Raw genomic sequence first — 24,208 nt, 5'->3', positions numbered from 1 at the left:
GGCGCACCAAGGAAACCTATGTTAAGCATCAAGAATTTAAAAGTCAGTGTTGAAGGTAACGAGATCCTCAAAGGTTTGGATTTAGAGATCAAACCCGGTGAAGTGCATGCCATTATGGGGCCGAATGGCTCAGGGAAAAGTACCTTGTCAGCAGCGCTCGCTGGGCGCGAAGAATATGAAGTCACCCAAGGCAGTGTGACCTTTAAAGGCAAAGATTTGCTGGAGCTAGACCCAGAAGACCGTGCCGGTGAAGGCGTGTTTTTGGCGTTCCAATATCCGGTGGAAATTCCCGGGGTAAGTAACCATTTCTTCTTGCAAACCGCGGTTAATGCCGTGCGGAAGTATCGCCAACAGGAACCGTTGGATCGCTTCGACTTTTCTGATTTTATTGAAGAAAAAATTGAATTGCTGAAAATGCCGGCCGACTTGCTGACCCGCTCAGTAAATGTGGGTTTCTCCGGCGGCGAAAAGAAACGCAATGATATTTTGCAGATGGCCGCTCTGGAGCCGTCTTTATGTATTCTGGATGAAACCGATTCTGGTCTGGATATTGATGCGCTTAAAATCGTGGCGAATGGGGTAAATTCGCTGCGTAATGAAAACCGCGCATTTATTATTGTGACGCACTACCAGCGCATCCTCGATTATGTCAAACCTGACTTTGTGCACGTGTTGTATCAGGGCCGAATTATTAAATCAGGTGATTTCACCTTGGTGAAACAGTTGGAGGAGCAAGGCTATGGCTGGCTTACCGACCAACAGTAAAATACAAGAGCAACAGCGTCTGGAACAACAGCGCACAGATGCATTAGCGCATTTTGGTCAGTTGTTTAAACAGCGCCAGAGCAGTCTGGGTGCTGGGACAAGTGCACATTGGCAGCAGGTGCTGGAACTGGGTTTTCCCAGCATTAAACATGAAGACTGGAAATACACGCCATTGGAGCGGTTATTAGCCCATAACTTCAGTTTTGCCGATACCGCGGTGGTGACGGCTGCGCAGCGCGACCAATTGTCTTTGGTGCAAGATGCCCACCGGTTGGTTTTCATTGATGGGCGTTATGCGCCAGAATTAAGTGATAACGAATGCGGCCCTTATCAACTGACGCCATTGACGGAAAATACCCCGATCCCTGCCGCCATTCAGTCAGAAGTCTTTTTGCATTTGACCGAAAGCCTGGCTCAGGAAGCGCTGCACATTCGGTTACCGGCGGGGAAACACAGTGATAAACCGCTGTATTTGCTGCATATTAGCTCTGGTAAAGGGACTGAGGTGGTGAATACCAGTCATTATCGCCACCATTTGGCCATTGAGAGCGGCGCACAGGCCGAAGTTATTGAGCATTTTGTCAGCCTTAATGACGAAGCGCACTTTACCGGGGCGCGGCTTACCCTGGCGGTGGGCGACAATGCTGAACTGAACCATTGCAAACTGGCGTTTGAAACACCGCACAGTTACCATTTTGCGCATAACGATTTAGTGTTAAGCCGTGATGCGCGGGCGCGCAGTTACAGTTTCTTGCTCGGTGCCGGGTTGACCCGCCATAACACCAGCGCGCAATTAAATGGCGAGGGTGCCACCTTGTCTATTAATAGCCTGCTGTTGCCGGTCGGGCGCGAAATTTGCGATACCCGCACTTATCTGGAACATAACAAAGGCTATTGTGAAAGCCGCCAATTGCATAAGACGATTGTCCGTGAGCGGGGCAAAGCCATCTTCAATGGCATGATTAAAGTGGCTCAACACGCGCTAAAAACTGACGGTCAGATGACCAACAATAACTTGCTGCTAAGTAAGTTGGCAGAGATTGATACCAAGCCGCAGTTGGAAATCTATGCGGATGATGTGAAGTGCAGCCACGGCGCGACAGTTGGGCGGATTGATGCTGAGCAGCTGTTTTATCTTCAGTCGCGGGGGATTAGCCAGCCCGATGCTCAGCAGATGATTATTTTTGCCTTTGCTGCTGAATTGACCGAGGCGATACATCACGAAAATATCCGCAAAGTTATCTTGGCGCGGATTGCCGATAGGTTGGCACAGGAGTCGCTATGAGTTTCCCTATTGAGAAAGTAAGGGCGGATTTTCCCCTGCTGAGCCGTCAGGTTAACGGGCAGCCGCTGGCTTATCTGGATAGCGCTGCCAGCGCGCAGAAACCCCAAATGGTCATTGACCGGGAGCTTAATTTCTATCGTGAGGGTTATGCCGCCGTCCATCGCGGTATTCATACCCTGAGCGGGGAAGCGACCCAACAGATGGAAGCCGTGCGCAGCCAAATCGCGGATTTTATCCATGCCAAATCGGCGGAAGAAATCGTCTTTGTCAGAGGCACCACTGAGGCCATCAATCTGGTGGCAAACAGTTATGGCCGCCATTTTCTTACGGCGGGCGACAGCATTATCATTACCGAAATGGAGCATCACGCCAATATTGTCCCCTGGCAGATGCTGGCAACTGATCTTGGTATTGAGATCCGCGTTTGGCCATTGACGGCCAGCGGGGAGCTGGAGCTTAGCGCATTGGCGGGGTTGATAGATGACCGCACCCGGCTGCTGGCGGTAACTCAGGTGTCCAATGTGCTGGGCACGGTTAACCCGATTAAAGACATTGTGGCTCAAGCCCATGCCGCTGGTGTCGTGGTGCTGGTGGATGGCGCACAAGCGGTGATGCATCAAACTGTCGATGTACAGGATTTGGATTGCGATTTTTATGTGTTCTCCGGCCATAAATTATATGGGCCGTCGGGTATTGGCGTCTTGTATGGCAAAAGTGCCTTACTAGAGAAAATGCCACCTTGGGAAGGGGGCGGCGCGATGATAAGCACCGTTAGCCTGACACAAGGCACCACCTTTGCCAATGCCCCTTGGCGCTTTGAAGCCGGTTCGCCGAACACGGCCGGGATTATGGGCTTGGGAGCGGCAATCAGCTATGTGAATCAGTTGGGGCTGGATGCTATCCAACAATATGAACATGCCCTGATGCAGTATGCGCTAGAGCAGTTGGCTCAGATTGATAGCCTGATAATCTATGGCCCTGAGACGCGCGCCGGGGTGATTGCTTTCAACTTGGGTCAGCACCATGCCTATGATGTGGGCAGTTTTCTTGACCAATATGGCATTGCTATTCGTACCGGCCATCACTGTGCTATGCCGCTGATGGCATTTTATCAAGTGCCGAGCATGTGCCGTGCCTCACTGGCGCTGTATACCACCCGAGAAGAAATTGACCGGTTGGTGAGTGGGTTACAGCGCATCGAAAAATTACTGGGCTAAGCGCAGACAGTGCGCGACAATGCCCCCTAAAGCCGACTATGATTTTAACAGTCGGCTTTTCTTTGGGCTGTTATACCCACTTTAGGAACAGGATGTATGTATGGCTGGTTTGCCAGATAAAGATAAATTGATCCGTAATTTTTCCCGTTGTTTAAATTGGGAAGAAAAATACCTGTATGTTATCGAGTTAGGCGGGCAATTACCCCCGTTAACGGCATCACAACGCCAACCAGAAAACCTGATTTCTGGTTGCCAAAGCCAGGTATGGATAGACATGGCGCTTTCTGCCGAGGGGCAGGTGGTGTTTGCTGGCGACAGCGACGCCGCTATTGTCAAAGGTTTGGTGGCGGTAGTTTTTATCCTTTATAAGGATTTGACCCCGCAGCAGATAGTTGAGTTAGATGTTCGGCCATTCTTTGCCGATTTAGCCCTTAGCCAACATTTGACGCCTTCGCGCTCGCAAGGGCTGGAAGCCATGATCCGGGCTATTCGTGTTAAAGCCGCGGCATTAAATACCCACTGATCCCCGCCACATTTCGTGCTTTATCCCTCAGTCACTGAGCATTTTTGCGGCAGTGGTCACAGTATTAAAATGGTGAAATTTCAGCAGGTTAAATCGGCCTTCCTGCTGGAATGAGTCAAATAAATTACTTTGTAACACCTTGATTTCTAGTGATATAAATTGCCTTTATAATGAGGGCTGTTACTATATGGCGGCCTTATTATTGGCTGCTAAAATTAACGTAGATAGCCGAACCGAATTTTAAGAAGTGATGTAGGAACTAAGTATGAAACGCGTATTAACTTTGATTGGTATGTTATTCGCAACTTGTCTGGCGGGAAGTATCACCGCTGCCAATGCGACCGAGTATCCGCTGCCGCCCGCCAATAGCCGTCTTATTGGTGAAAATACCACTTATGTTGTTCCAAATGATGGCCGTCCGCTGGAGGCTATTGCTGCCGATTACAAAATCGGTTTGTTGGGTATGCTGGAAGCAAACCCAGGTGCTGACCCGTATCTGCCATTGCCGGGTTCAGTGCTAACTATCCCAACGCAGATGTTGCTGCCGGATACCCCACGTGAAGGCATCGTCATCAACCTGGCTGAACTGCGTCTTTATTATTATCCTAAAGACCAGAACAAAGTGGTGGTGTACCCAATCGGTATCGGCCAGTTAGGGCGTAATACCCCAACCATGACCACCTCTGTTAGCCAGAAGATCCCGAACCCAACCTGGACACCAACCGCCAACATCCGTAAGCATTATCTGGCTGAGGGCGTTACCTTGCCTGCAGTGGTTCCTGCTGGGCCAGAAAACCCTATGGGTCTGTTTGCCATGCGTTTGGCCGCTGGCGGTGGTGAGTACCTGATCCACGGTACTAACGCTAACTTCGGTATTGGTATGCGTGTGAGTTCTGGTTGTATTCGTTTACGTCCGGATGATATTGAGGCGCTGTTCAAATCCGTGCCTAAAGGTACGCGCGTACAAATTATCAATGAGCCGGTTAAATATTCTGTAGAGCCCGATGGCAAACGTTATGTGGAAGTTCATCAGCCGTTGTCTCGTGTAGACAGTGATGATCCGCAGACGATGCCAATTGCGATCAGCAGCAGCTTGCAGAAGTTTATGAATGACAGCCAGACTGATGCACAAGTAGTTCAGGAAGCGATTGTACGCCGTGCTGGCATGCCGGTTATCGTTACCGTAGGTGAGACTGCCCCTGTTGATGCTCCGGCTGCTGTAGCGCCGCAGAACGCGCCTGAGGCGCAGCCGCAGCAACCTACAGAAGAAGCTACGCCTAAGCTGGTTCAGCCAGGCCCAGTATACTCTGCTGCGAATTAAGCATTAGATGTCCCTTTGTCGGGGCGGCAGTCAGTTTGCCTCGGCAAAGTTTAGCGCGTACCCGGTAGGGTGAAACAGGTTGCTGGAGAGGAGCAAAGGGAAAAGGAAATATCAGCGCAGGGAAGAGTCAGTAACCGGTTTTAGCGAGGTAAAAAAAATGGCGCACAATGTGCGCCATTTTTCATTCAGGAAGTAATATTACTTCTTGTAAGCGTGAGCTTGGTTGTCAAGACGTTGGTTAGCACGTGCTGCATCGTCTTTAGCTGCTTGAACGTCTGAACGGATTGCGTTCACGTCGTTGCTCAGTTGGTCAACTTTAGCGTTCAGAGTCTGAACGTCAGAAGACAGTTGATCGATTTTAGCATTGCTTGAACAACCAGCCAGCATAGTAGAAGCCAGAATTACCGCGCCCAGTACAAGTTTAGTACGATTCATTATTAACACCCTCTAGATTAAGTTAATCTCCATGTAGCGTTACAAGTATTACACAAAGTTTTTTCGAAAGAGAATAAATTTTTAGTATTAGAGGGGTTTATTTTGATCGTTCGCTCAAAGAAGCATCTTGTTTTAAAAAAAAGTTAAAAAAACGAGGCAAAACAGCCGGATTCTTTCAGATAACTCTGAATCGAAAAAAACTTTCGGCTGCTTAGGATAAAGTGGATTTTTCAGAAAGTTTATTTATTGGTAGCTCAAAAAGAAAACGCCGCTATAGCAAGCGGCGTTTTTAATTAGTGTTCTGTAGTGCGAATCGAGATTATAAGACGTGCACAGAAGACGTATTGGTGGTGCCACTTGGAACCAAGGCACCAGAGACCATGACAACAACGTCACCTTTCTGTGCCAGGCCGCTGGCCAAAGCCGCTTCTTTACCGATGCGGTAGAAATCATCAGTAGAAGCAATTTCGTTGACCACTTGAGTGATAACGCCTTTGGTCAGGATTAACTGACGGGCGGTAGTGTCATTGGTGGTCAGTGCCAGAATGGTGGCAGTAGGGAAGTATTTACGCACAGATTTGGCAGATTTACCGCCACCGGTCGCCACAACAATGACTTTGGCTTCCAATTTTTCTGCGGTTTCTACAGCACCACGGCAAACCGCTTCAGTAATGCGCATTTTGCGGTTGTCGCTCAGCGTTTCGATACGGCTAGGCATGATACGGTCTGTGCGCTCACAGATGGTCGCCATGATGGTGACAGACTCTAATGGGTACTTACCCTTAGCACTTTCACCAGACAGCATCACGGCATCTGTACCGTCCAAAATGGCGTTAGCAACGTCGCCAGCTTCTGCACGGGTAGGGCGTGGGTTCTTGATCATGGAATCGAGCATCTGAGTTGCAGTAATGACAACTTTGCGCGCACGGTTACATTTCTCAATCATCATCTTCTGCGCGAAGATAACTTCTTCAACTGGGATCTCAACACCTAAGTCACCACGGGCGACCATGATGCCATCAGAGGCTTCCAGGATTTCGTCGAAGTTATTCAGGCCTTCCTGGTTTTCAATTTTAGAGATGATCTGGATATGGCCGCCACCGTGAGCTTTCAGGTGTTCGCGGATTTCCAGTACATCTGAACGTTTACGGATAAAGGATGCCGCAACGAAATCTACGCCTTGCTCACAACCGAAGATCAGGTCAGCTTTATCTTTTTCAGCCAATGCTGGCAGTTGGATAGAAACACCCGGCAAGTTAACGCCTTTGTTTTCGCCCAAATCACCGTTGTTCAGCACTTTACATACCACAGTGCTTTCAGTGACTTCAGTCACTTCCATGCCGATCAAACCATCGTCAACCAACACGGTGTTGCCAATTTTCAGGTCAGCAGCAAAACCTGGGTAGGTCACAGCAACGGTGGTGTTGTTGCCAATGACACTTTGATCAGTGGTGAAGGTGAAGGTTTGACCCGCGACCAGCGCCGCATCTTTGCCGCCTTCCAGTTTCATGGTGCGGATTTCTGGGCCTTTGGTATCCAGCAGGATAGCGGCTTTCAGGCCAGTTTCTGCCATGACATCACGGATATTCTTGATGCGTTGACCATGCTCTGCATAGTCGCCGTGAGAAAAGTTTAAGCGCATAACGTTCATACCTGCGTTCAGCAGGTTCGTCAGCATTTCTTTAGATTCGGTTTTTGGGCCGATGGTACAAACAATTTTAGTCTTTTTCATGACGGATTTTTTCTACAAGTTGTGATGGATAAAAAGCGAAAATTCCGTTACATACCGCAACGGAGTGAGATCTGAATAGTGTCTGGTGTAGCGAAACGTAACCAAGAAGCAAAACATTACTAAGAATAGATGACAGTTGCGGAAGTTGGACGGAAAACTTTAGCACGAGGTTAAACGCATGACCGATGTACGATGGCGTAAATGTGAGTTGTATTTTTTTAGCGTATCTGTAGATCAAGATGCTGAAACCATTCAACTGAAACAACGGTTCGTATTATAAGCGGTAAGCTGCGGGAAATGAAATAGAAAAAAGAAACTCATTGCCGTTTTTTATAAAAAGGGCCGATTCGTCGCGCAAACACAGAGGATATTGCCGGGTTTGTTGCGCAACTGATATGAATTTTAACAAATTCATCGATTTAATTCCGGGCACACCCTCAAATAAAGTAGGCTGTGGGTGGGGGGAGAGCACAGAACCGATGTCAGTTGCTGGTGGCAATGTCTTATAAATTTCGCTCAGCGGCCATAAATCAATATTTTCAGTGAGTCATGCGAGCGGTGACAACGTCATTTTAATTAGCAAGGGGATAAACAAATTGCAGAGTGGTGCGTTCTAATGGACTCGAACCATCGACCCCCACCATGTCAAGGTGGTGCTCTAACCAACTGAGCTAAGAACGCATATTGAGGCTGTATCACTAAGATAATGTGTAAGTGCAAGAGTGGTGCGTCCGAATGGACTCGAACCATCGACCCCCACCATGTCAAGGTGGTGCTCTAACCAACTGAGCTACGGACGCACAATAAACTCTTTACTCACTTTACTGGGGTAACACTAAATTTGGTGCGTCCGAATGGACTCGAACCATCGACCCCCACCATGTCAAGGTGGTGCTCTAACCAACTGAGCTACGGACGCACATGCTACCTTTTTGACGCCGCCATCAATGCTGACAGCGGGGACGAATATTAACGAGCTGCCCGTCTGCTGGCAAGGAGAAAAACATAATATTCACCGCAAACTCACGTAATTGCTGTGCTTTTATCCATTGCGCTGTTTTTTTCTCCATTTTTTTATTTTTTAAGCGTGTTTTTATCGAGGGCATTGTGGGGGGGGCGAACCCAAGCCATTGCGGTATCTCAACGCCTTGGGTTCACTTTTGTGCTACCGAGCGGCAACGCAGCCTGTATTGAGCTGCTACGCCGCTAGTGAGCCGCTTTTTGCAGGATAAATGCCGGGGGTTGTTTTTGTAACCAACGGATACGCAGCGCCATCAAGATGGCAGCGGACGTCAGGCCAATAACAAAGCCTATCCAGAAACCACTTGGCCCCATCGCCGGCACGATGTAATCAGTTAAGCCCAGAATATAACCGCTTGGTAACCCCAGCAGCCAATAGGCGGTAAAAGTAATAAAGAAGATTGAGCGGGTATCTTTATAGCCGCGTAATACGCCGCTACCTATGACCTGTACGGCATCAGATAATTGATAGACTGCCGCCAGCAGCATCAAATGGGAAGCCATCGTAACCACTGCGGGTGTTTTGTTATACAACAGGGCAATATGTTCGCGGAAAATCACCGTAAAGATTGCAGTGACACAAGCCAGCATTAAGCCGACCGCAATGCTGGTATAGGCGGCGACTTTGGCGTGATCCACTGACCCCTGACCCAGGCGGAAACCGACACGAATAGTTGCCGCCACACTTAGTGACATCGGCAACATAAACATTAATGAGCTAAAGTTGAGGGCAATTTGATGGCCAGCGACGGCAACAATTCCCAGTGGCGACACCAGCAACGCGACCACCGCAAACAGGGTGACTTCAAAAAATAGCGCCAGTGCCACCGGTAGCCCCAAGCTTCCGAGACGTTTCATGACCTGCCAATCGGGCGGTGCAAATCCTTTTTCCAGTTTGATGTCTTGCTGTGAACGTGCGCGATTGACATACCAGCGCATCATCAGGAACATGGCCCAGTACACGGTCGCGGTTGCTACCCCACAGCCTACGCCTCCTAATGCCGGAGCACCGAATTTCCCGTAGATGAAGATATAGTTGACCGGAATATTGACCAGCAGACCGACAAAGCCAATCACCATTCCCGGTTTCGTTTTGGATAACCCTTCGCACTGGTTACGTAATACTTGGAAAAATAGGTAGCCGGGCGCACCCCACATAATGGCATGCAGGAAACCAACGGCTTTATCCGCCAGCAGCGGGTCAATATTGTGCATTTGCTTAATAACGTGGTCGCTATTATAGATAACCACCATAATTAGCAGCGAAACACACAAGGCCAGCCAGAAACCTTGTCTGATTTGATGGGCAATCTGATTGCGGCGTCCGGAGCCGTTAAGTTGAGCAACTGTCGGGGTTAGCGCTAACAGCAAACCGTGGCCGAATAAAATTGCGGGTAACCAGATAGAGGTACCCACGGCGACAGCGGCCATATCCGTTGCACTAACAGAACCCGCCATAATAGTATCAACGACGCCCATAGCGGTTTGGGACAATTGCGCGATGACAACAGGAATAGCGAGAGCCAATAAGCTACGCGCTTCTATAATATACTTCTGCACGTATGCACCTTTCTAATTAATACCCTTTATTGTTCACGTTACGGGGGGCCGCGCATACTGACTCGAATTACTGATTTATGTCAGTGATTTGAGATACATTTGCTCGCCGCCAGCCGGTACGTTGAAATCTATTGGGTATATTGATACGACTTACCGAGAGATAAATAAAATAGCGGAAAAGCGAAATAAGATTGTACCTGCTCGCAGTGCTTAAGCAATGTTTGTTGTTAAATATTAGCTAAATGGCCTCTCTGTGAATTTTTCATCTAAGTGGTTTGGTTTTCCTTATCTTCTGAGGCAAAATCAAGGCAAAGTTTTTTTCTTTCTATAGATAACAGATAAGAGGCATGGCGTATGTTTACGGGTATTGTTCAAGGCACCGCGCCAGTGGTTGCCATCGAGGAAAAATCCAACTTCCGCACCCATGTGGTGGAAATGCCAAGTGAGATGTTGCCAGAATTAGCCTTAGGCGCGTCTGTTGCCCACAATGGTTGCTGTCTGACAGTCACTGCAGTTAATGGGAACTTGGTCAGTTTCGATTTAATGAAGGAAACACTGCGTATTACTAATCTGGGTGATATTGAGGTGGGTGATGTAGTTAATCTGGAGCGGGCGGCGAAATTTAGTGATGAAATTGGTGGGCATCTGATGTCCGGCCATATTATGTGTACTGCTGAAATAGCTAAAATATATACGTCAGAAAATAATCGGCAGATTTGGTTTCGCATGCCCAGCGACGATTTAATGAAATATGTATTACATAAGGGGTTTATTGGTATTGATGGGATAAGCCTGACTATTGGCGAAGTGGTTGGGAATCGTTTTTGTGTACATTTAATTCCGGAAACGTTGGCCCGCACGACATTAGGTAAAAAACGTTTAGGTCATCGGGTAAATATCGAGATCGATCCACAAACTCAGGCGGTAGTGGATACCGTGGAGCGCGTTCTGGCGCAACGTGATATTGCACATGCAGCGGCAGCAGTCGAAAAAGTGATTCGGTGAGAGCGAAAATAAATAAGGCAGGGGGCTGATGCCCGCTGCCTGTAAGTTGCAAAAAATTACTGACTCAGCCTATTAACGTGGAACCCGAATACCTCCGTCCACGCCATTGGGGCTGAATAAAACTTGCCATAATTGAATATCTCTGGCGCGGAATGCACCCGCACAGGCATTCAGATAATAGCTAAACATCCGCTCAAATCGTGGCGAGTAGTTCTCTGCCAGACTCGGCCATGCCGCCTGGAAACGTTCATACCATGCCATCAGCGTTCGGTCATAATCTGCGCCAAAATTATGCCAGTCTTCCATAATGAAATAAGGTTCGCTGGCTTGGGCAATATGTTTTACTGACGGCAGGCAACCATTGGGGAAAATATATTTATTGATCCACGGATCAATACTAAGGTCGGTGCGATTAGCGCCAATGGTATGCAGCAAAAATAACCCGTCAGGTTTAAGATTACGGTTTACCACCTCAAAATAGGTGTGATAATTCTTCGGCCCCACGTGTTCGAACATCCCAACTGAAACAATGCGGTCGAATTGCTCATCAAGGTCACGATAATCTTGCAGTAAAATAGCCACATCTAGATCTTCGCAGCGTTTTTGCGCCAATTTTTGCTGTTCAGCAGAAATGGTAACACCGGTGACGGACACCCCGAAATGACGGGCGGCGTAGGCGGCAAGCCCGCCCCAACCACATCCGATATCCAGTAGTTTCATCCCCGGCGCTAATTGCAGTTTCTCGCAGATCATCTGCAATTTATGTTCCTGCGCTTGCTCAAGTGTGGTGGCTTCTTTCCAGTAGGCGCAAGAATATTGCATATTGGGGTCAAGCATCAGGCTAAACAGATCATTACCGAGGTCATAATGTTCTTTGCCGACAATCCAGGCTCTTTTCTTTGACTGTAAATTGATAACGCGGGCAGCAGCGATGCGTAAAGTATCTTTGAGATGATGTGGTAGTTGGTGTTCCAGCCCGGCTCTGAGAACGCGCTGGAAGAAAATATCCAGGCGGTCACATTCCCACCAGCCATCCATATAACTTTCACCTAATCCCAAGGATCCTTCTTGTAATACCCGCTTAAAAAACTCTGGGTTATTAACTCTAATGTCGAAGGGGCGTGAGCCATTGATTTCAATATCAGCCCGGGTCAGCATTTCTTGTACAATGCGAAACCACGGATTTTCTTGAATACTCTGGTCTTCTATACAGGATGAACTCATAGCTTCTCCATCACTTTCTTCTGACTTATGACCCGCGCAAATTGTCTAATATGCTCGGATACATACCAATTAGGTTATTGTGACCTTGGTGTCTGATATCCATTAATGGATATACCTTTTGTACTTGACGTTGCCGCGGTGTTCGCTATGTTGATTTGCTACTTACCTGCAACGCCAATTACCTGGGGTAAAAAGGAAGATTAAGAAGAAACCCTAATTATTTTTTGTGTTAGGGCAACTCATCCATAAGAGTAAATGTGACGCAATCCACGCGCACAGAAAGAACTTAAGATAATGCTCTTTTTTGATGATATTTTTATCTGTTAAATCGAGTATAGGCTCGCCGGGAAGCATTCTCAATAATAAATTATTCCCGGCCAACATGTTTGTTAGTAACTATTTTTATTGGTAATTATAACTCAGTGCAAGTATTCGCAGCCTTCTCGGTATGGCTCTTTTCTTGGCACAAGGCATAGCAATGAATGGCATAACCCAACGCGGCTAAAACGACAGTGACCAGCATTACCGTGACTGTTGCCAGTAAGGGTTGGCTGATATACGCCGACACCAGCATACTTGCGACAAAACAGCCACCGAGTTGGAGTGTGTTTTGCAGTGCTGCCGCTTTCCCTGTATTCGCCGGAAAAGGGGTTAATGCATTCGCTACGATAATAGGGTAGCAGGCACCATTCACAAGCGCCATTAAACAGAAGGGAATTAGTAAGGTTGTCAGTGTCGGTGTCGTCAAGGTAGCTATCAGGTAGAGCGCTATCATACTGACGGCATAACCACTTAACAGCCAGGGCAGCAGGGTATTTCCCTTAATGCGTGTCAAGGCGCTGCGACAACCAAAACCCCCCAGCAGAAAAGCCAATGTTTGTGGAACATAGCTTAAACCAATGGCATTAGGGCTATATCCCATATCGCCGAGAATAAAGGGTGAGCCAGTGAGCCAGGCGAAAAACCCAGCACTGCATGCCGCAAAGATAATGACGTTGCCGCTAAACACCGGTGATTTCAGTAACTGCAAGAAACTGATGGCATTTTTACTTTGAGCGGCACTGGCTGAGGGGCTTTTTTTCCGCTCTTTCAGTAAGGCCGTTGGGATCAGCAGCAGCAATGTCACCGCGAGTAATACCACAAAAATTGACCGCCAACTGTAATGGTTTAATAACCAAGCCCCTAATAGGGGGGCCAGCGCAGGGGATAATGCCACTAAGGGCATGATGGTGGCGAAGACGCGGTTAGCTTTACCGTCGCGATAACGGTCTACCACTAATGCTTGCCAGCTTACTGCGGCTGAACAGACGCCGACGGCTTGAATAAAGCGCAGCACCAATAGTTGGGTGGCGGTTTCTACCCATAAAATGCCCAAACACCCGAGGGCGAATAATCCTAACCCCGCTAACAATACCGGTTTACGGCCGATTTTGTCAGAGACAGGCCCCCAGATAAGTTGGGCCACAGCAAAGCCCGCCAGAAAAATGCTCAAGCTGGCACTGATTGCTCCTGCGGAGGTGTGTAATTCTTGCTGCATAGCACCAAAGGCGGGCAAATACATATCGGTGGCCAAGTAGCCCAACATGCTTAGCCCGGCCAGATAGAACATGAAACTTGCTGACGTCTTCATTCTTTATTTCTCTTTATCATAATGTTGCAGGCAATTTGCTGTTGTTAGGAAATTATTGCGGGGGGCATTCTATCCGCCGAGCTGTTCGGTTGTGAAATGGTAATATTTGCGTCATGCTATCAAAATAATTGATGGCAAGTATTTGTATGAGAATGGGCGAAATATAATGTGGTCTGAATACTCGTTGGATGTGGTGGATGCGGTGGCGCGTACCGGGAGCTTCAGTGCCGCAGCACAAGAATTACACCGTGTGCCGTCTGCGGTCAGTTATACCGTGCGGCAACTGGAGGAGTGGTTGGCGGTGCCGTTATTTGAGCGGCGTCATCGCGATGTGGAATTGACGCCAGCGGGGCTGGTATTTATCAAAGAAGCCCGGCTTGTCATCAAAAAAATGAATGACACACGCCGCCAGTGCCAACAAGTGGCCAACGGCTGGCGTGGGCAGCTCAATATTGTTATCGATAAGATTGTTAAACCACAGCGAAGCCGTCGTTTAGTGTTGGATTTTTATCGCCATTTCCCTGATGTTGAGTTACGGGTGCGTTATGAGGTCTTTAATGGCGTTTGGGATGCGTTAGTGGATGGGCAGGCTGATATGGCCATCGGCGCGACGCGGGCTATTCCAGTGGGTGGGCGGTTCCTCTTCCGTGATATGGGTTTTTTGACATGGCAGTGTGTGGTCAGTGTCAATCATCCTTTAGCCCAGTTAACCGGCCCCCTGAGTGATAATCAGTTGCGCACTTATCCTTCACTTTGCCTGGAGGATACGGCGCGTAATTTACCCAAACGCGACACCTGGACATTGGATAACCAACAGCGTTTAGTCGCCCCTGATTGGACAACCGGCATTGATTGCCTGTGTGACGGATTATGTATTGGCATGGTACCGGCTCATATGGTTTCACCCTTGATTGCTCAAGGGAAACTGGCGGTGTTGACCTTAGCAGCGCCTTTACCGGAAAGCCCTTGCTGTTTAACCTGGGAACAAAAAAATCATTCCCCCGCCTTGGCATGGTTATTAGATTATCTGGGTGACAGTGTCACGTTAAATGAGGAGTGGCTGAAAGACGTTACTGCGGTGGTTGGCAAAAATACCGGGGAGTAGCCACCGGTAACATTGCAGTTACCGGCAGAGGAGGATTAACGGCGGTAATCGCGATACGGGCCGTCAGCCACTGAGCGGCGCTCGACTAATTTAGGGTGCACCTCAATGGTTTGTGAATCTTCACGTTTGCTGACAATGCGGTCGAGCAACATGGCAAATGCCGTTTCACCCAATCGCTCTTTGGGCTGATGGATGGTGGTCAATGCCGGTGAGAAATAGCGGGCATTGCGCACATTGTCATACCCGATCACCGAAATATCCTGTGGCACCCGCAGCCCCAATTCATCAGCGGCGCATATCGCGCCCATCGCCATAATATCGCCGCCACAGAAGACGGCGGTAGGGCGGTGTTTTTGTGTCAGTATTTGGTGCATGGCTTTGTAACCTGATTCGGGCTCAAAGTCGCCCTGAACTACCCACTCATCACGTAGCTGAATATTGGCTTCTTCTAAGGCCTTGAGAAAGCCCTGATGGCGTCCACCGCCCGTGTTGCGTGATAGCTGACCGGGAATGGCACCAATGTCACGATGACCGCGTTCAATCAGATAACGGCCAGCTAAATAGCCACCTTCAAATGCATTATCGATAATTGAATCCGTAAAGTCCCCGCGCGCGGTGCCCCAATCCATTACTACCATTGGAATATTGCGATAATCTTCCAGCATGCCTAACAGTTGGTCAGGATATTCTGAGCACATGACCAATAATCCATCGACACGTTTTTGTGCCAACATAGCCAGATAGGCTTTTTGCTTGTCCAGATTATTATGAGAATTACATAAAATCAGGGTGTAGCCTTTGCTATAACAACTATTTTCAACAGCCTCAATCACTTCAGCAAAATAGGGAGCTTCGCTGGATGTCGCTAACAAACCAATAGATTTGGTGTGATTCACTTTTAAACTGCGCGCCACCGCACTGGGCGAATAATGCAGTTCTTTAATGGCGGCCCACACTGCGGCCTTGGTGGTTTCGGCGACGAAACGCGTTTTGTTTATCACATGCGAAACGGTGGTGGTCGAAACCCCCGCGTGTTTGGCCACATCTTTAATCGTTGCCATACAAAAAATGACTCCTGGACTTACCTGTGTTATCGCAGGTAAATATTATGTTAATCGTTTGCCTGCATTACTCGACAATCGCTCAGACAGAAACACGATAGTAGGCTGGGTGGCTGAGTCAGCGGGTCGTCTGAGTGTAATTATTGGACGTTATTAGTCAGTATGCAGTTATGAATGGCGAATTTTGTCTGATCTGGAGGGAAAGTGGAAGAGTTAATCAACGTAATCCCCTTCGGAGGTGAAATTGTCGAGGGTAAGCTGCGCAGATACACCCAGATTTGGTGTTTGTGTTAGCGCGACAGGATGTATTTTCCTTGTGGTTTATTAGTAATACTAATGCAATTGATTATGCAAAAGTGTGTAATGAACACAAGATTTTTTTTCCTATCTGTGGGAAAATAATTTGACGCACTAATTATGTGCCTTTTCCTTACTAAACATTAACTGGCTGAGGAGCTTTTATGGATACCAATCTGAAAATGTCGCTGATTACGACGGTTGGCGCGCTGGCGATGATTATTGTCTTTAGCTTCGTAGCGGTCATGAATTAATTAAACCGCTTGCCAGTGTTTAAGTAGGGCGGAATAACCGCCCTTAATTATTTGCGCTATATCAGGCTAAATTCTTCTCAACAAAAGACCAGTTAACCAGTGCCCAGAAGTTCTCCAGGTATTTTGGTCGCGCATTACGATAATCAATATAATAAGCATGCTCCCAGACATCCACCGTTAATAACGGCTTATCTTGGGTGGTTAAGGGGGTCGCCGCATTTGATGTGCTGACGATTGCCAGTGTGCCATCCGCTTTTTTTACCAGCCACGTCCAGCCTGCACCAAAGTTTTTTACTGCGGCATCGGTAAACTGCGCTTTAAATTCGGCAAAAGAGCCAAAAGATTTATTGATGACCTCGGCCACTTTGCCGGTAGGTTCGCCACCGCCATTGGGGGACAGACAATGCCAGTAAAAGGTGTGATTCCAGACCTGTGCCGCATTGTTAAAGATGCCACCGCTAGACGTCTTTATTATTTCTTCCAACGTCTTACCGGCAAACTCAGTGTCTTTAATCAGATTATTGAGGTTTACCACATAGGTGTTGTGATGCTTGCCGTAATGGTATTCCAGTGTTTCAGCAGAGATGTGTGGTTCCAGCGCATTTTGCGCATAAGGTAAGGCAGGTAATTCAAAAGACATGGCTCTCTCCTTTCGGGGTTGCTCAGGGTGTTTGCTCCTCAAGTCCACCCATTGGCTGTCGCTATGATGTGGCGAAGAGCGGTTAAAAACGTAAATGTTGTATTTTTGTTGTGGGTATTAATCTTAACAACTTTCACCAAAAATAACAGAGATAACCACATTATTAGAAAGGGTAAGGTTGGGGCTTTGTTACCTGAGAGTCAGGTGATGGTCGGGATGTTGCACCCGATAGTGTTACCGGGTGCGGAGAGCAAGAATTAGCGGATAGTTTTTGGTGTCACGACTCGACGAGCGCCGACATAATGATCTTGCCAGTAGTCATTATCCATCATACTGATGCGAATTTCTTCACCGGTACGCGGGGATTGAATAAACTTACCGTTGCCTAAATAAACACCGACATGATCGGCAACACCTCGATTAGCAATATTAAAGAACACCAGATCACCGCTTTCTAATTCACCGCGTTTCACTGGCGCGGCATCACGCAAATGGAACATTTCGTTGGCGGTGCGAGGCATTTTTATTCTGATGACATCTTTATAAGCGTAATAAATAAGCCCGCTACAATCAAAACCGGTATTAGGGGAGGAGCCACCCCAGCGATAAGGTTTACCGACTTGTTTCATCAGTTTGCTCATGGCGGTTTGTTTAGCGTGTTGATAGCGTTTTTTATGTGCAGGGCTGAGCTTTATTTTATTATTTTCGACTAATTCTGTGCTGGCTTTCCCTTGTGATTTATTTCTGTGTCGGCCATAGGCTGTTTTTTCTGTTTTTGCTGCCTTTCCTGTTTTATTGGCTTGGGTTTTAAGCTCTGTTTTTTTACTTTCCGTGGTTTTGCTGCGAGTTGATTTGTTGCTGGTAGTTTTGCTGACTTCCGGTGCTTTTTTCTTATTTGTGTTGTTAGCCGTGGCCGTTATTTTCTTTTTATCGTTTTTGGCTGCTGTTTTATTAGTGATGTTTTTACTGGTGCTGGTCTTATCATTGGCAATTTTAGTTTTCTTAATGCTTTTATCTGTTTTGCGCTTTTTACGGTCATCAGGACTGGCCTGGACAACCTGACCTTTCTTTTGCTCAGCAGAGACGTGAGCCTGCGGCGACGCATGCGCCAAGTTTAGAAATAGCTGGGTAAACAGCAGCACAAACAGCGTAAGTATTAAACGCATAATAACGCTACCAACCTTAACCCTGAAATGAATATGAAGAGTCACAGTATTGCCGAAACTCCGGATATAAAAAAGCAGAGAGCGACATGATTTTAGTCGATATTGTGAGAAAACGTTAATGGCGTCGCAATTGTCGCTTTTTCACACGGCTAATGGCCTTAAATCAACCATACGTCAACGTGATAGAGAGTATCAATTTCAGACAGACAATGAAGAAGATAATAATGAAGTCATGGGATCAAAAATGTTATTATAAATGCACATTCTTGTAGCTGACAATGTAACCCTTTGCCTACAGAGTAAAGCCCCTGCAAAAGATGGCGTTTTATTCCTGTCGCGACAGTCGCTACAATAGACCGGATGGAATAATTAAATTAAGCATTAAGTATTGTAGCCACAGAGCTTGAGGAAGCAAGAAATGACCACGATTGATAAAATTCAACGCCAGATAGCAGAAAACCCGATCCTGCTTTACATGAAGGGTTCCCCTAAGCTGCCAAACTGCGGTTTCTCTGCTCAGGCTGTGCAGGCGTTATCCGCTTGCGGCGAACGCTTTGCCTATGTTGATATCCTGCAAAATCCAGATATTCGTGCTGAATTGCCGAAATATGCTAATTGGCCAACATTCCCGCAGTTGTGGGTTGATGGTGAATTGGTTGGCGGTTGTGACATCCTGATGGAAATGTATCAGCGCGGCGAACTGCAACAGTTGCTGAAAGAAACAGCAGATAAATACCGTACAGAAGAAGAAAAACCTGCCGCTGAGTAAGGCGTTCACGGGTGAATACAGTAAAAAAAGGTGGCCTGTGAGCCACCTTTTTTCATTAAAAATATCCAGTGCTACCTGACGAAGTATTACTCCGACTCACCCGCCGGTACTGGCCAGCCACCCAGTTTTTTCCAGCGATTTACCAGCTCACAGAATAATGTGGCGGTTTGCATGGTGTCGTATAACGCAGAGTGCGCTTGGCTGCTATCAAATGGAATGCCCGCCGTTAGGCACGCTTTTGCCAACACAGTTTGCCCCAGAACCAAGCCGCTAAGGGCGGCGGTATCAAAAGTGGCGAAAGGGTGGAAAGGGTTACGTTTCAAGCTGGCACGTTCAGCTGCCGCCATCACGAAGCTGTGATCAAAATGGGCGTTGTGCGCGACGATAATTGCCCGGTTACAACCTTGTTCTTTCAACCCCTTGCGTATTGCGGTGAAAATAGCATGTAAGGCGTTATATTCACTTACCGCACCGCGTAAAGGATTGGTTGGGTCTATCCCATTAAATGCCAGGGCTTCCGGTTGCAGATTGGCACCTTCAAACGGCTCTACATGAAAATGCAGAGTTTGATCCGGCAACAACCAGCCATCCTTGTCCATGCGCAAGGTTACCGCGGCAATTTCTAATAATGCGTCGGTCTGAGCATTAAAACCGGCGGTTTCTACATCAATTACTACCGGGTAATACCCACGAAAACGGCCACTCAGGGCGTTAAGGTCACTTTTGTCTGCCATCAGTTTCTTATCTTCATCGAATTCAGTGCGCATTATGTCAAATTTTGGCGCGGGATGCAGGGGGATATCGCGATGAGAAAAAAGGCACCTTATCAGTGCCTTTAGGTTAATCAATTTCCAAGGCCGTGTCCGGCGCTTTTATTCTCAATTAACTCGATTTTATAACCGTCGGGATCTTCCACAAAAGCAATAATGGTGTTGCCGCCTTTAACCGGGCCGGCTTCACGGGTTACCTTTCCGCCCGCGTGACGAATTTGCTCGCAGGTGGCGGCAACATCGTCCACGCCTAGCGCCAGGTGACCAAACGCCGTCCCCATTTCGTAGCTCTCGACACCCCAGTTGTAGGTCAGTTCGATAACTGAGCCTTCGCTTTCATCGCTATAGCCAACAAAGGCCAGTGAGTATTTATACTCGGTATTTTCGCTGGTGCGCAGTAAACGCATCCCTAATACCTTGGTGTAGAAATCGATGGAGCGTTGCAGATCCCCGACGCGGATCATGGTATGGAGTAAGCGCTTCATATGTACCTCTTGTTACCCGTCATTTTTCAAGGAGCTGGTGTGTTGGCTGCCATTATTAACCCAACCCTTTGAGTTGTATTAATTTATTGGGCTTGCGCTACCCAGCACCCTGAGGCCTGTTGGGGGTATAATTAATAAGTTAAAATCATGGTAAATCAAAACTAATTTATCATCATATAGCATTATTACCACGCTCACTACCCTGACAATTCAGAGCGCTAGCCGGTTGAAAGATATGTCGTCATTTTGCCGTCAAAAACCAAACAGCCAGTGAGAGAGTTAATCTAACTGGCTATTATTTCACGACTTAGTGGGCGAATAAATTACAACGTCGGGTAGTCAGTATAGCCCTTCGCACCGCCGCCATAGAAGGTTTCGCCATCGGGTTCATTCAGTGGTGCCTGTTGTTGCAGACGAGCGACGAGGTCCGGGTTGGCAATATAACTGCGGCCAAAGGCGACAGCATCAATAAATCCTTTCTCAATCAGGTCTTCGGCTTTTTCTGCGGTATAAGCACCCGCACCGACAATAACACCTTGGAAACGGGCCCGCACTGCGTCACGGAATGCATTTGAGTAAGGTTTGCCGCCGGCCCAATCAGGTTCGGAGATATGCAGGTATGCAATGTGACGTTTATTTAGCTCATCAATCAGATACAGCGCAGCTTCTTCCTGATCTTCGCCATTATCCAGACCATTGAATGGCCCCAGTGGCGAGATGCGGATGCCAATATGTTCAGCACCCCATTCTGCAACGGTCGCATCGACGACTTCCAGTGTCAGACGGGTACGATTTTCAATACTGCCACCGTATTGGTCAGTACGTTGGTTTGATGCCGGAGACATAAATTGATGCAGCAAATAGCCATGAGCGGCATGCAGTTCAATATAATCAAAACCGGCTTCACGGGCATTGGCGGTCGCCTGACGGAAATCATTGATGATGCCAGGGATTTCCTCGGTTTCCAGCGCGCGCGGGGTAGAGCAAGGAACACGTACCCAAGCCCCGGTTTCATCACGTACCGTGGTGCGGGTATCTGCGGCAATAGCCGACGGGGCGACAGGCGCTTGCTGACCCGGTTGCAGGCTTTGGTGCGAAATCCGGCCAACATGCCATAACTGCACGGCAATATGTCCGCCTTCTTCGTGTACCGCCTGAGTGATTTTTTTCCATGCGTTTAACTGCTCTTGAGTATGTAACCCCGGAGCCCCCGCATAGCCTTTCGCCTGGAAAGAAATCTGGGTTGCTTCAGTGATAATCAAACCCGCGCTGGCCCGTTGACGATAATATTCAGCCATTAAAGGCGTTGGGATATCACCCGGTTCAATGCTCCGCAAGCGGGTGAGTGGTGCCATAAAGACACGGTTCGGCAAGGTGAGCGCGCCAACCTTCAGGGGGGAGAACAGTTTAGCAGTCGTCATAATGCATCCTATATTAATAGACCAGTCAACTAGTGGCTGGGTGAATTCTGAAAACTAATCTGAGTTTCAGAATCATGGGATTATGGGGTTGGTTGTAAAATCAGTTCGATACTTTCTAGCGCACAGGTCAGCGGAGCAACAGATCGTTTCACCTTGGCCCGCAATGATGCACCAAGCCACAAGGCATAGAGCGTTTCTGCGGTTGCGGCAGGGGAAAGCGTGATGCGCAGCGAGCCTTCTTCAATTCCGGCTTCGATGGCATCTTGCAGACGACCAATCACGCGAGCGGTGCCGATATCCAATGCATGGCGCATGGGTTCGGATAAATCACTCACTTCGGCTGATAGTTTAACCGCCAGACAAGCATTGTGGCATTCACTGCCACAATAGTTAGCAATGGCTTGAGCAAAATACTGTAGTAGATGGTGGCGCTTATCCCCTTGGGCGCCGGTTAGCAGGCTTTCCATTTTGGCGTCATAACGATCAAAATAACGTTGTAGCATCGCCTCACCAAACACTTCCTTTGAGCGGAAATAGTGATAAAACGAACCTTTGGGGATACCCGCAGTGGTGAGTAATAGGCTAAGACCCATGCCATTAAAACCAAGGCGCAGGCTGAGATTCTCACCGGTCGCTAATAGATGCTCGCGGGTGTCTACATGGGGATGCTGTATTTTGTTCATGTCAGTGAGTGTAATAGACCGATTGGTCTAGAGCAAGAAAAAAATGTCAGTCTGTCTCGATGAGGTTGAGGTTGATGTCAGACTGGCATGTTTAGTTGCGCGTCAGTCTGGCATCAAAATCATAAGTTACTATTATTTAACCGCTGGGTTAACGGCTAGCCTTGATTTCGGCATTTCTGCAATAAATCCATGCCAGGCTGATATTCCGTTGTTTGAATATTCATCATCCCCAATAGGGTGTGGAAGAGATTATCCTGAGAAACGGAGTCATGTTGTGCACTGTCGGATAAGCATTGGCGATTAATGTCGTAGCTTGCGGAATATTCAGGAGAGAGCCACATCAACAATGGGATGTGTGTCTGCTGGCGAGGCGCGAACATATATGGCGTGCCATGCAGATACATGCCATTTTCCCCTAAAGATTCTCCATGATCGGAGAGATACACTAATGCCGTATTAAATTTATTGTGGTGCTGTTGCAGTAATTTGATGGTGTTGTCCAGCATGGCATCAGTATAAAGAATCGAATTGTCATAGGTATTAACCAGCTCTTGGGCGGTGCAATCCTGAATTTGGTTACTGTCACAGGTTGGGGTGAATTGGCGAGTCTCTGGAGAAGATCGACGGTAATACGCAGGGCCATGGCTGCCCATCTGATGTAATACAATGACCGCGTCACCTTGGAGCCCATTAATATAATTATCCAATTTATAGAGCAATGCATTATCCAGGCAAACCCCTTTTTCACAATCGGCAGTTAATTGCAGTTGTGTCACATCCTGATGGGGAATTCGGTCACAGGCCCCTTTGCAGCCACCATCATTTTCGCGCCACAAGACATTCAAGCCAGCGCGAGCAAGTATATCCATCAAGCCCTCTTGATGGCTGGCCAATGTGGCATCGTAATTTTCACGCGGCATATTCGAAAACATACATGGCACGGAAACAGCGGTTTCAGTTCCACAAGATGATGCATTTTTGAAATAGGTAACCTGTTGTTTTTGCAAACGAGGGTTGGTGTCTCGCCCATAACCACCCAGCGAAAAGTTTTCGGCTCTGGCTGTTTCACCAACCACCAAAATCACCAGTGTTTTCTTTGGTTGCCCTGTAATTAACGGGCCTTTATGGGCGTCATCGCCAATGGTGACCAATGCCATATTGCTGGCAAAATACTTATGTTTGGCAAATTGAATACTGCCGCTAACAAAATTGGACGGCGTAATCATCTTCACGATGCTTTTATTATTACGGATCAGTGAGGCGTAATCTTTATAAAAGAAGGCCGCGACCAATAGGATAACTACGATTGATATGAGTATATTGGCCATTCGCAACCCCAGCATATACCACCAGGGGCGGGTCGCCCGAATACGCACAAAGCAAATAATAATAGCAGGGAGAATACCTAACACCAGTAACCAGATTGCCATGCGCGGGGTGAAAAGGGCGGTGGCTTCCTGTGCGTTAGTTTCAAACGCATTTTGCATCATATTGGCGTCAATTACGGCACCATAACTGAACATAAAATAGTTGGCTACTGCACTGCCGAGCAGAAACAAAATAATGATGGGCTTACGCAGTAAAGGGATGGCCAATAAACTAAATATGATATTAAGCGCGCAGAAAATCACGAGTGGGATCGTCGCGGCAAAAAAATAGCTATCACTATTATCAAAGCGGATCAGCGACCAGGCTTGGTGGATAAAAAGTGCATTTTGGCAGAGTGTAAAAAAGAGTGCGCAGGCGAGAATAAAAACTAAGCTGTTACACTGTAACTTGTATCGTACATTCATTGTGAAAATAAGACCCTGGAGTTCACTAATTGCCTAAATGTTATCGA

23 protein-coding genes and 3 tRNA genes are annotated in these 24,208 nt (G+C 47.6%); 9 read left to right on the top strand and 17 right to left on the bottom strand.

Features of this window, described 5'->3' with window-relative positions; genetic code table 11:
• Positions 1-18 precede the first annotated feature (18 nt).
• From sufC to YROHD0001_RS16470, 5 genes are all read left to right on the top strand, one after another.
• Complete coding sequence (gene sufC / locus YROHD0001_RS16450) at positions 19-765, top strand: Fe-S cluster assembly ATPase SufC (RefSeq protein WP_004712982.1); 747 nt, start codon at positions 19-21, stop codon at positions 763-765.
• Positions 740-2,050 (top strand): Fe-S cluster assembly protein SufD, encoded by a 1,311-nt coding sequence (sufD, locus tag YROHD0001_RS16455; RefSeq protein WP_032815872.1) that lies wholly within the window; start codon positions 740-742, stop codon positions 2,048-2,050. The genes sufC and sufD overlap by 26 nt, the downstream gene beginning before the upstream one ends.
• Complete coding sequence (gene sufS, locus YROHD0001_RS16460) at positions 2,047-3,267, top strand: cysteine desulfurase SufS (protein ID WP_032815871.1); 1,221 nt, start codon at positions 2,047-2,049, stop codon at positions 3,265-3,267. The genes sufD and sufS overlap by 4 nt, the downstream gene beginning before the upstream one ends.
• Positions 3,268-3,367: 100 nt before the next feature.
• Positions 3,368-3,790: a cysteine desulfuration protein SufE gene (gene sufE, locus YROHD0001_RS16465; RefSeq protein WP_004712978.1), complete on the top strand. Its 423-nt coding sequence runs from the start codon at positions 3,368-3,370 to the stop codon at positions 3,788-3,790.
• 265 nt (positions 3,791-4,055) lie between these two features.
• Positions 4,056-5,111 carry a L,D-transpeptidase family protein gene (locus tag YROHD0001_RS16470; protein ID WP_004712977.1) on the top strand — a complete coding sequence of 352 codons (1,056 nt, stop codon included), beginning with the start codon at positions 4,056-4,058 and terminating at the stop codon, positions 5,109-5,111.
• A gap of 198 nt (positions 5,112-5,309) precedes the next feature.
• Here YROHD0001_RS16470 and YROHD0001_RS0117085 read toward each other — a convergent pair whose 3' ends face one another.
• From YROHD0001_RS0117085 to YROHD0001_RS16495, 7 genes are all read right to left on the bottom strand, one after another.
• A complete protein-coding gene (locus YROHD0001_RS0117085) occupies positions 5,310-5,546 on the bottom strand; it encodes a major outer membrane lipoprotein (RefSeq protein WP_005165631.1) in 237 nt (78 codons plus the stop codon).
• Between the two features lie 319 nt (positions 5,547-5,865).
• The gene (gene pykF, locus YROHD0001_RS16475) at positions 5,866-7,278 is read right to left on the bottom strand and encodes a pyruvate kinase PykF (protein WP_004712976.1); all 1,413 of its coding nucleotides are present in this window, start codon (positions 7,276-7,278) and stop codon (positions 5,866-5,868) included.
• A gap of 604 nt (positions 7,279-7,882) precedes the next feature.
• Positions 7,883-7,959, bottom strand: a tRNA-Val gene (locus tag YROHD0001_RS16480).
• A 42-nt stretch (positions 7,960-8,001) separates the two neighbouring features.
• Positions 8,002-8,078: transfer RNA gene (locus YROHD0001_RS16485), tRNA-Val, on the bottom strand.
• Positions 8,079-8,120: 42 nt separating this feature from the next.
• A tRNA-Val gene (locus YROHD0001_RS16490) sits at positions 8,121-8,197 on the bottom strand.
• Positions 8,198-8,222: 25 nt separating this feature from the next.
• A complete protein-coding gene (locus tag YROHD0001_RS20810; protein ID WP_261368888.1) occupies positions 8,223-8,348 on the bottom strand; it encodes a hypothetical protein in 126 nt (41 codons plus the stop codon).
• A 136-nt stretch (positions 8,349-8,484) separates the two neighbouring features.
• Positions 8,485-9,858 carry an MATE family efflux transporter gene (locus YROHD0001_RS16495; protein WP_004712972.1) on the bottom strand — a complete coding sequence of 458 codons (1,374 nt, stop codon included), beginning with the start codon at positions 9,856-9,858 and terminating at the stop codon, positions 8,485-8,487.
• Positions 9,859-10,212: 354 nt separating this feature from the next.
• Between YROHD0001_RS16495 and YROHD0001_RS16500 the strand changes: the two genes are divergently transcribed.
• Complete coding sequence (locus YROHD0001_RS16500) at positions 10,213-10,863, top strand: riboflavin synthase (RefSeq protein WP_004712971.1); 651 nt, start codon at positions 10,213-10,215, stop codon at positions 10,861-10,863.
• Between the two features lie 72 nt (positions 10,864-10,935).
• Here the strand turns inward: YROHD0001_RS16500 and cfa are convergent, their stop codons facing one another.
• Both cfa and punC read right to left on the bottom strand, forming a co-directional pair.
• Entirely contained in the window at positions 10,936-12,087 is a 1,152-nt protein-coding gene (gene cfa, locus YROHD0001_RS16505) for a cyclopropane fatty acyl phospholipid synthase (protein ID WP_004712970.1), read from the bottom strand.
• Between the two features lie 412 nt (positions 12,088-12,499).
• Positions 12,500-13,717 carry a purine nucleoside transporter PunC gene (gene punC / locus YROHD0001_RS16510; protein ID WP_032815870.1) on the bottom strand — a complete coding sequence of 406 codons (1,218 nt, stop codon included), beginning with the start codon at positions 13,715-13,717 and terminating at the stop codon, positions 12,500-12,502.
• A gap of 166 nt (positions 13,718-13,883) precedes the next feature.
• Here punC and punR point away from each other — a divergent pair, with 166 nt between their 5' ends.
• A complete protein-coding gene (gene punR / locus YROHD0001_RS16515; RefSeq protein WP_032815869.1) occupies positions 13,884-14,822 on the top strand; it encodes a DNA-binding transcriptional activator PunR in 939 nt (312 codons plus the stop codon).
• A gap of 35 nt (positions 14,823-14,857) precedes the next feature.
• Here punR and purR read toward each other — a convergent pair whose 3' ends face one another.
• Positions 14,858-15,883: an HTH-type transcriptional repressor PurR gene (purR, locus tag YROHD0001_RS16520; protein ID WP_004712966.1), complete on the bottom strand. Its 1,026-nt coding sequence runs from the start codon at positions 15,881-15,883 to the stop codon at positions 14,858-14,860.
• A gap of 461 nt (positions 15,884-16,344) precedes the next feature.
• Between purR and cydH the strand changes: the two genes are divergently transcribed.
• Positions 16,345-16,434 (top strand): cytochrome bd-I oxidase subunit CydH, encoded by a 90-nt coding sequence (gene cydH, locus YROHD0001_RS20370; protein WP_019079325.1) that lies wholly within the window; start codon positions 16,345-16,347, stop codon positions 16,432-16,434.
• A gap of 61 nt (positions 16,435-16,495) precedes the next feature.
• Here the strand turns inward: cydH and sodB are convergent, their stop codons facing one another.
• Both sodB and YROHD0001_RS16530 read right to left on the bottom strand, forming a co-directional pair.
• Positions 16,496-17,074 carry a superoxide dismutase [Fe] gene (sodB, locus tag YROHD0001_RS16525; protein WP_004712964.1) on the bottom strand — a complete coding sequence of 193 codons (579 nt, stop codon included), beginning with the start codon at positions 17,072-17,074 and terminating at the stop codon, positions 16,496-16,498.
• Positions 17,075-17,331: 257 nt separating this feature from the next.
• Complete coding sequence (locus tag YROHD0001_RS16530; RefSeq protein WP_004712963.1) at positions 17,332-18,240, bottom strand: C40 family peptidase; 909 nt, start codon at positions 18,238-18,240, stop codon at positions 17,332-17,334.
• 418 nt (positions 18,241-18,658) lie between these two features.
• Between YROHD0001_RS16530 and YROHD0001_RS16535 the strand changes: the two genes are divergently transcribed.
• A complete protein-coding gene (locus YROHD0001_RS16535) occupies positions 18,659-19,009 on the top strand; it encodes a Grx4 family monothiol glutaredoxin (RefSeq protein WP_004390185.1) in 351 nt (116 codons plus the stop codon).
• Positions 19,010-19,095: 86 nt separating this feature from the next.
• Here the strand turns inward: YROHD0001_RS16535 and rnt are convergent, their stop codons facing one another.
• From rnt to eptA, 5 genes are all read right to left on the bottom strand, one after another.
• Positions 19,096-19,776 carry a ribonuclease T gene (rnt, locus tag YROHD0001_RS16540; protein WP_004712962.1) on the bottom strand — a complete coding sequence of 227 codons (681 nt, stop codon included), beginning with the start codon at positions 19,774-19,776 and terminating at the stop codon, positions 19,096-19,098.
• Between the two features lie 77 nt (positions 19,777-19,853).
• Complete coding sequence (gloA, locus tag YROHD0001_RS16545; RefSeq protein WP_004712961.1) at positions 19,854-20,264, bottom strand: lactoylglutathione lyase; 411 nt, start codon at positions 20,262-20,264, stop codon at positions 19,854-19,856.
• Positions 20,265-20,587: 323 nt separating this feature from the next.
• Entirely contained in the window at positions 20,588-21,685 is a 1,098-nt protein-coding gene (gene nemA / locus YROHD0001_RS16550) for an alkene reductase (RefSeq protein WP_004712960.1), read from the bottom strand.
• Positions 21,686-21,765: 80 nt separating this feature from the next.
• The gene (locus YROHD0001_RS16555) at positions 21,766-22,368 is read right to left on the bottom strand and encodes a TetR/AcrR family transcriptional regulator (RefSeq protein ID WP_004712959.1); all 603 of its coding nucleotides are present in this window, start codon (positions 22,366-22,368) and stop codon (positions 21,766-21,768) included.
• Between the two features lie 155 nt (positions 22,369-22,523).
• Positions 22,524-24,161, bottom strand: a complete 1,638-nt coding sequence (gene eptA, locus YROHD0001_RS16560) for a phosphoethanolamine transferase EptA (protein ID WP_004712958.1) — start codon at positions 24,159-24,161, stop codon at positions 22,524-22,526.
• Positions 24,162-24,208 lie beyond the last annotated feature (47 nt).

The organism is Yersinia rohdei ATCC 43380, from assembly GCF_000173775.1.
Lineage (GTDB): Bacteria > Pseudomonadota > Gammaproteobacteria > Enterobacterales > Enterobacteriaceae > Yersinia > Yersinia rohdei.
Note: the sequence above shows the minus strand (reverse complement) of the source record. Positions and strands in the feature narration are given on the sequence as shown.

Coding starts and splice junctions, on each gene's coding strand:
- sufC (WP_004712982.1), top strand. CDS start 19: ATGTTAAGCATCAAGAATTTAAAAGTCAGTGTTGAAGGTAACGAGATC.
- sufD (WP_032815872.1), top strand. CDS start 740: ATGGCTGGCTTACCGACCAACAGTAAAATACAAGAGCAACAGCGTCTG.
- sufS (WP_032815871.1), top strand. CDS start 2,047: ATGAGTTTCCCTATTGAGAAAGTAAGGGCGGATTTTCCCCTGCTGAGC.
- sufE (WP_004712978.1), top strand. CDS start 3,368: ATGGCTGGTTTGCCAGATAAAGATAAATTGATCCGTAATTTTTCCCGT.
- YROHD0001_RS16470 (WP_004712977.1), top strand. CDS start 4,056: ATGAAACGCGTATTAACTTTGATTGGTATGTTATTCGCAACTTGTCTG.
- YROHD0001_RS0117085 (WP_005165631.1), bottom strand. CDS start 5,546: ATGAATCGTACTAAACTTGTACTGGGCGCGGTAATTCTGGCTTCTACT.
- pykF (WP_004712976.1), bottom strand. CDS start 7,278: ATGAAAAAGACTAAAATTGTTTGTACCATCGGCCCAAAAACCGAATCT.
- YROHD0001_RS20810 (WP_261368888.1), bottom strand. CDS start 8,348: ATGGAGAAAAAAACAGCGCAATGGATAAAAGCACAGCAATTACGTGAG.
- YROHD0001_RS16500 (WP_004712971.1), top strand. CDS start 10,213: ATGTTTACGGGTATTGTTCAAGGCACCGCGCCAGTGGTTGCCATCGAG.
- cfa (WP_004712970.1), bottom strand. CDS start 12,087: ATGAGTTCATCCTGTATAGAAGACCAGAGTATTCAAGAAAATCCGTGG.
- punC (WP_032815870.1), bottom strand. CDS start 13,717: ATGAAGACGTCAGCAAGTTTCATGTTCTATCTGGCCGGGCTAAGCATG.
- punR (WP_032815869.1), top strand. CDS start 13,884: ATGTGGTCTGAATACTCGTTGGATGTGGTGGATGCGGTGGCGCGTACC.
- purR (WP_004712966.1), bottom strand. CDS start 15,883: ATGGCAACGATTAAAGATGTGGCCAAACACGCGGGGGTTTCGACCACC.
- cydH (WP_019079325.1), top strand. CDS start 16,345: ATGGATACCAATCTGAAAATGTCGCTGATTACGACGGTTGGCGCGCTG.
- sodB (WP_004712964.1), bottom strand. CDS start 17,074: ATGTCTTTTGAATTACCTGCCTTACCTTATGCGCAAAATGCGCTGGAA.
- YROHD0001_RS16530 (WP_004712963.1), bottom strand. CDS start 18,240: ATGCGTTTAATACTTACGCTGTTTGTGCTGCTGTTTACCCAGCTATTT.
- YROHD0001_RS16535 (WP_004390185.1), top strand. CDS start 18,659: ATGACCACGATTGATAAAATTCAACGCCAGATAGCAGAAAACCCGATC.
- rnt (WP_004712962.1), bottom strand. CDS start 19,776: ATGCGCACTGAATTCGATGAAGATAAGAAACTGATGGCAGACAAAAGT.
- gloA (WP_004712961.1), bottom strand. CDS start 20,264: ATGAAGCGCTTACTCCATACCATGATCCGCGTCGGGGATCTGCAACGC.
- nemA (WP_004712960.1), bottom strand. CDS start 21,685: ATGACGACTGCTAAACTGTTCTCCCCCCTGAAGGTTGGCGCGCTCACC.
- YROHD0001_RS16555 (WP_004712959.1), bottom strand. CDS start 22,368: ATGAACAAAATACAGCATCCCCATGTAGACACCCGCGAGCATCTATTA.
- eptA (WP_004712958.1), bottom strand. CDS start 24,161: ATGAATGTACGATACAAGTTACAGTGTAACAGCTTAGTTTTTATTCTC.